This is a genomic window from Nocardia sp. (genome assembly GCF_025465275.1).
Lineage (GTDB): Bacteria > Actinomycetota > Actinomycetes > Mycobacteriales > Mycobacteriaceae > Nocardia.
In genome coordinates, this window is the sequence record NZ_JAODNK010000173.1 from 43256 (window position 1) to 49396 (window position 6141).

At 63.4% G+C, this 6141-nt stretch carries 6 protein-coding genes and 1 pseudogene; 2 read left to right on the forward strand and 5 right to left on the reverse strand.

The genetic code is table 11. From position 1 onward, the window contains the following. The first annotated feature begins 24 nt into the window (after positions 1-24). Positions 25-558 (forward strand): NUDIX hydrolase, encoded by a 534-nt coding sequence (locus JWN03_RS35850; protein WP_297624672.1) that lies wholly within the window; start codon positions 25-27, stop codon positions 556-558. Positions 559-565: 7 nt separating this feature from the next. On the opposite strand, the gene JWN03_RS35855 is transcribed toward JWN03_RS35850, so the two are convergent. Both JWN03_RS35855 and JWN03_RS35860 read right to left on the reverse strand, forming a co-directional pair. Next, entirely contained in the window at positions 566-1711 is a 1146-nt protein-coding gene (locus tag JWN03_RS35855; protein ID WP_297624674.1) for a serine hydrolase domain-containing protein, read from the reverse strand. Between the two features lie 150 nt (positions 1712-1861). Further along, positions 1862-3268: an MFS transporter gene (locus tag JWN03_RS35860; protein WP_297624676.1), complete on the reverse strand. Its 1407-nt coding sequence runs from the start codon at positions 3266-3268 to the stop codon at positions 1862-1864. 103 nt (positions 3269-3371) lie between these two features. Between JWN03_RS35860 and JWN03_RS35865 the strand changes: the two genes are divergently transcribed. Further along, positions 3372-3851, forward strand: coding sequence for a winged helix-turn-helix transcriptional regulator (locus JWN03_RS35865; protein WP_297624679.1), 480 nt, complete (start codon positions 3372-3374; stop codon positions 3849-3851). A gap of 84 nt (positions 3852-3935) precedes the next feature. Here the strand turns inward: JWN03_RS35865 and JWN03_RS35870 are convergent, their stop codons facing one another. The 3 genes and pseudogenes from JWN03_RS35870 to JWN03_RS35880 all read right to left on the reverse strand — a co-directional run. Continuing rightward, a complete protein-coding gene (locus tag JWN03_RS35870; protein WP_297624682.1) occupies positions 3936-5210 on the reverse strand; it encodes a LysM peptidoglycan-binding domain-containing protein in 1275 nt (424 codons plus the stop codon). Next, entirely contained in the window at positions 5207-5551 is a 345-nt protein-coding gene (locus JWN03_RS35875; protein ID WP_297624685.1) for a hypothetical protein, read from the reverse strand. The genes JWN03_RS35870 and JWN03_RS35875 overlap by 4 nt, the downstream gene beginning before the upstream one ends. 136 nt (positions 5552-5687) lie before the next feature. Then, a pseudogene (locus tag JWN03_RS35880) lies at positions 5688-6141 on the reverse strand (steroid 3-ketoacyl-CoA thiolase); the annotation flags it as partial.

The following is a 6141-nucleotide window of genomic DNA, read 5'->3' on the forward strand; positions in this document are numbered from 1 at the left end:
GCGGACTCCGGCTACGGTCGACGCATGACGCTTGCCGATCGGTATCCGCTGCTGCACACTCCCGCCCGGTGGGAATGGGGCGGCCTGGACGTCCAGTTCTCGGCCGAGCTGCCGGCGGATGAGCTGGTGACCAATATTCACGTCATCTGTTTTGTCGGTGAGCGCATTGTCCTGTGCCGGGACAATCGGGACGTGTGGCTGGTGCCTGGTGGCACTCGCGAGGAGTCGGAGTCGGTGCTGGAGTGCGTCACCCGTGAACTGCGTGAGGAAGCCGGGGCCGAACTGATCAGCCCCATCCGGTGGATAGGCGCTCACCATGCGGTGACAGATCGCCCGACTCCGTACCGGCCCTGGCAGCCCCACCCCCGCAAGGCCTGGCTCTGGTGCACCGCCGATGTGGTTCTCAGCGGCTCCCCCACCAATCCGGATGACGCGGAACAAATTCTGGAGGTTCGGGCCGTCCCGCTGGCGGAGGCGGTCGCCCTTGCGGCGACGGACGGTCCGCATATGCCCGAACTCCTCACCCTCGCCGCCGAGCTCCACCACCGAACCCTGTGATGCGGAACTACGGACAGAGGGCGTGGCTCAGCAGGGCCATGGAGTCCGGCGACGGGTCCGGGGATGACGTCATTGCGATCGTCACCGCACGGCCCTCACGGGTGCCTCCGGTAATGGTGACGTAGCCGGCAATGCCGCCGGTGTGGCCGAAGTACTGTGCACCGCAGGAAAGTTCGGTATTGCCGATTCCCAGTCCGTAGTAGAAGGGACTATCCGGCATCTGCACGCTCGACGACAGCATTTCCTTCAGCTGCGGACCCGCGACGATCTGCCCTGCGAGCAGGGCAAGGTAGAACCGATTGAGATCCGAGCCGGTGGAGATGAGTGCGCCCGCCGTCCACGGAATGGACGGCTCGGACCGGGTCTCATCGGTGACGACGCCATTGATGGTCCCGTATCCGTGCGGGTGCGGGCCACGAAGGTCGGTGTCACCGGTGGCGGGCAGATAGGTGCCGGTCAGCCGGTTGGGCGTGGTGATCCGGCCCGACAGCTCTTCGGAATACGTTCTGCCTGTGACCTTTTCGACCAGCATGCCCGCGACGATGAAATTGGTGTTCGTATACTTGAACTGGGAGCCGGGGCTGAACTGGGCGGGGTGGCGCAGGGCGAGGGTTATCTCCTGCGGGGGCGTCAGCGTGCGGCCCTGCACTCCGGCGCGGTATTCGTCGGCCTCGGGATCATTGCTGAATTCGGGTAGGCCACTGCGATGCTGGAGGATCTGGCGAACGGTGATCACCTTGCCGTCCACGCCATTGCCGGTGAGCAGCCCGGGCAGGTAGGTGTCGATCGGCTCGTCCAGACGGATCTTTCCCTCGGTCACCAACTGCATGATGATCGAGGCGGTGAAGGTCTTGGAGATGCTGCCGATCCGGACTTCCTGGGGTGGCGACATGGGAATCGGTGCGGCGGTGGCGCGATCGGCGACTCCGGAGGTAAGCGTCACCGTCTGACCATTCTCGGTAAGGGTCGCGATTACCCCCGGGACACCCGATCGCACGATGGCATCGATATCGGCGCGCACCTGGTCGACCCGATGCGCGGACACCGCGACCGGTGTACTCGTCACAGCTTTGGGTGAGTTGTCGGTGTTCACGGATGAGCATCCCGCCACCGCAAGCAAGGCCAGCACTGTCACCGTCGGCGCAATTCGCATGTATCGACCGTATGTAGACCGGGGCCCGCCGACTATCGGGACAACCCCTGAGTCCAGCCCTGAGAATCCTGGTGCCAACCCCCGCCCACAGTCTGATGCGCGCCGGTGTCGGTGTCCTGCTGTGAGACACCGACACCGGCGCACTGTCGATTACTCGGCAGGGGCGACAGCCGGCCGCGGCAACCGAGCCGCCAGCCCGATCACACCAGCCACTACCGCCGCGCCGGCAATGACGTACCAGCCGTGCTGGAATGCCCTGAGCGTCGCATCCGGCCCGACCGGCGTGCCGAGCACCGCGACCAGTATCGCCACGCCGACAGCCAATCCGATCTGCTTTGCCATGCTCAGCACCGCCGATCCGGTGGCAAAACGCTGCGGCGGCAGCCCCGCCGTGCCGGCCGCGAAACTCGTCGGCATGGTGAGGCCGACGCCGAGCCCGGTCAGCAGCATGCCGCCGAGCAGCCCACCGGCGAAGTTCGGTTCCAGCGTGATACTTGCCGTCCACCAGAGGATTCCGGCGGCGAACAGCACACCGCCGAGCGCGATCACCGGCCCCGCACCCAATTTCGCGATGACCCGTCCGGCCAGCACCGCGACGAACGGTACGACCAGCGGCCCGGGTGCGATTGCCAGACCGGTCTGCAGCGCCGACCACCCCCACACGTTCTGCGCCCACAGCACCACCGAGAGCAGCATGCCCGCGAAGGCGATATTGAACAGCAGCGAATTGGCCAGCATGAGAGCGAAATTCGGCAGCCTCAGCAGTGCCGGATCGACCACCGGGCTGTGATGACGGCGCGAGGACACCACGAAGGCGATCGCGAAGCACACCGCGGCAAGGAATCCGCCGATCACACGGGCGGAGCTCCAGCCCCAGTCCTCGCCCTTCACCAGCGCCAGGATGAATGTCGCGACCGAGCCCACGAGCATGAGCGCCCCGAAGCCGTCCGGCAGGCTGCCGCCATCGCCGCTCGGATCGGGCAGCAGCCGGAAGCCGATCACCAGTGCGATCAAGCCGATCGGCACATTCACGAGAAACACCCAGCGCCAATCGATTTCGACGAGCAGGCCACCGAATACGGGTCCGAGCGCCGCACCGAGCCCGCCGAACGCGACCCACAGTCGCACCGCCACGGCCCGCCGCTCCGGCGGAGTCGCCGCCAACACCAGGCCCAGTGAAGCCGGTATCAGCATTGCCCCGCCCACCGCCTGGAGCACCCGAAATGCCACCAGCGCACCCACATCCCACGACACCGCGCACAGCGCCGACCCGAGAATGAAGACCGCGAGCCCGATCAGGAAGGTGGTGCGGTTTCCGCTGCGATCACCCAGTCGCCCGGCGGGCACCAGCAGCGCCGCGAACACGATCGCGTACGCATTGAGCACCCACGACAGCCCGGAGATCTTCGATCCGGTGAAGTCCGCCGCAATATCCGGCAGCGCCACATTCACGATGAACAGATCCAGGCTCGACAGCAGCACACCGACGGCGACGATGCCGAGCACCACCCGCGAGTCGACGGCTCGCTGCTCCTTCTCCACCACAACGCTGTTCACGAGCTCTCCCTCATCAGCCGACCACCCACACGGTTAGTGAGTTGCATCATGAGACGGACAATAGGGCAGTGAGTTCCTTGAAGCAACTGACTATGCTGGGCTCATGCGCCGTACCAGCTTCGAGGACATGAACTGCTCCATCGCCCAATGCCTGGAGGTCGTGGGCGAATGGTGGACGCTGTTGATCGTCCGGGATGCGCTATTCGGCATCACCCGCTTCGACGACTTCCGCTCACGCCTGGGCATCGCCCGCAACGTGCTCACTCAGCGCCTGGAATACCTTGTGGCCCAAGGAATCATGGACAGGGTTCCATATCAGGACAATCCGGTCCGCTACGACTACAAGCTCACCGACAGGGGCCGCTCCCTGTGGGCGGTGGTCAACGCCATGCGTCAGTGGGGCGACACCTGGGCCGCCCCCGACGGCCCGCCCATCGAGGCCGTCCATAAGACGTGCGGCCACACCATGACAGTGCAGCCGGTCTGCTCGGAATGCGGCGAGCATCTGCGCGGCCGAGATATCCAGCCGATCCTGGGTCCGGGAGCTCGCAACGCAGATCTACTGCCCGCCAGGAGTGAATAGTCGGCCCGAAGCGGTGTATCCGACCCCATGCATCCGGCGGGAAACCTGCCGGGTTCTACTCACCGCGTTCGGCCGGGTGCTGCCCTATGTGGTCCGCAACTGGACGCCTCCGGCGGACCACGGGGTCCGAGCGTCGGTTTTCGGCGGGGGCTTGACCACGGTCGGCGGTTTAGCTTTGGGCGTGCCGGTTGCTACTTCGTTGATTTGAGCACCTGACGCCTTCGCGCCGTTACCGTTTCCCGCGGATTTCGCCGGGGGCTTGACCACGGTCAGCGGTTTAGCTTTGGGCGTGCCGGTTGCTACTTCGTTGATTTGAGTACCCGACGCCTTCGCGCCGTTACCGTCTCCCGCGGATTTCGCCGGCTTGATTGTCAACTTCTGCCCGGGCTGGATCAGGTTCGGGTCGGTTCCTACGATCTGCCGGTTACGCGCATACAGTTGCTGCCAGGTCTGGCCGTACTTGGCGGCGATCTCGCTGAGATTGTCGCCGCGGCGAACGACGATGGTCTGCGCTGCATCCGCGACTTCCGTCATATAACCTTGATATTTCTGCTGTACGGTGTCCATGGCCGTGGCAACAGACACCAGGATCGAGTCGGTATTGGTGGCGTCGAATTTATCCGGATTCGGCGAGATCAATGTCCGCAACTGAATATTCAAATTGGTAATTGTATCGACAATATCATTGTAATACTTGTTGTTCGCCCCCACCATTTTAGCGGACGCCTCGATTGCCTGTTTGTCATTGACGTCCGACCATTTCGACGCCTGATCGATAAGCGCCTTCACTGCCGCGTTGTACTGATCTGCGGTCGCGCCGCTGCTTTTATCCAAAGCGAAGACGTTCGACGTCGTCAATGGATACGGGTTGACTACCTGCGGCTTCTTGGATCCAAATTGACCCAGGATATTCTGTGTTACCTTCTGTGCATCGTCGATGGCGGCTCGTACCGCCGCCGGAGCCTTCGGCGAGTTGACTATGGTGCATTCACCCGGCGAAGGTTTAGGCGTCAAAGGTGCGATTGTTTGCACGGACTTGCTTGTGCCCGCTGTGGCATATTCAGTCAATACGCCGTCATTGCCGATATCGATGTGCCCAGTCGCGCCTACCTGTGGGAGCTGCCGTGTGGCCAACTGCTGACCGTCCGGCCCGACAATCTCGTAGGCAGTAGACGAGTCGTTGGAGGATGGCGGTCCGGGGACCGCGAACACGGAATACAAACCATTCGGCGACACCATGTAGTGGTTGAATTCGCCACCAGCAACGAGTTGTCCATAGCCCGCAGGGTCGGCCGGGTCCATGGAAAGCGAACTGCCCAGGTTGCCAGTTGAATCTCCCTGGGGAGGATCCGTCGTCATAAGCTCACCGACTGAATGTCCCCAGCAGGGTCGATCCGATGGCCGAAATTCTGATCCGCGCTAATGACAGTTGGTATGACCTGATCGCGCAGCGTGTCTCGAATTGCGCCATGTGCGGCCGCAATATTGCTCAACTCGGTCTGGCGATAGTTCGCGTGATAGTCGATCAACGCTTGTACACCGATCGCGCCCGCAACTCCCAATTCATCAACCAGACTGTTCAGATGATCAACCGGCGGGATCGCTGCCTGAGTGATCTCAGCAGACCGCTGGTCGTTCAAATTACTATGATGCCGCAGTTCGTGATGATCGGCTACAAACGTCTGATTCTTGTTCGACATATGAACGACCTAAACTTTAACACTCGGCATCGTGGTCACGGGTCCAACGTATCGTTGACCACTACACGTGATATCCCCAGTGATGGGAACATAGCCGTGTGCCACGGCGCTGCCCATGGCGGCTATCACCGGATGATCAGAGGCGTTCGATGATAGTGGCGTTGGCGAGGCCGCCGGCTTCGCACATGGTCATGAGGCCGTAGCGGCCGCCGGTCTGCTCGAGGTGGTTGAGCATGGTGGCGAGGATGCGGACGCCGGAGGCGCCGAGCGGGTGGCCGAGCGAGATGGCGCCGCCGCGGGGGTTGAGTTTGGCGAGGTCGGCGCCGAGTTCGTGTGCCCAGACCAGTGGGACGGGGGCGAAGGCCTCGTTCACCTCGTAGGCGTCGATATCGTCGATGGTCAGCCCGGCGCGGGCGAGGACTTTGCGGGTGGCGGGGATGACGGCGGTCAGCATGAGCAGCGGGTCGTCGCCGACAACGGAGAAGGAGTGGAAGCGGGCGCGGGCCCTCAGGCCGAGCTGTGCGGCCTTCTCCTCGCTCATGATCAGCGCCGCGGACGCGCCGTCGGTCAGCGGTGAGGAGTTGCCGGGC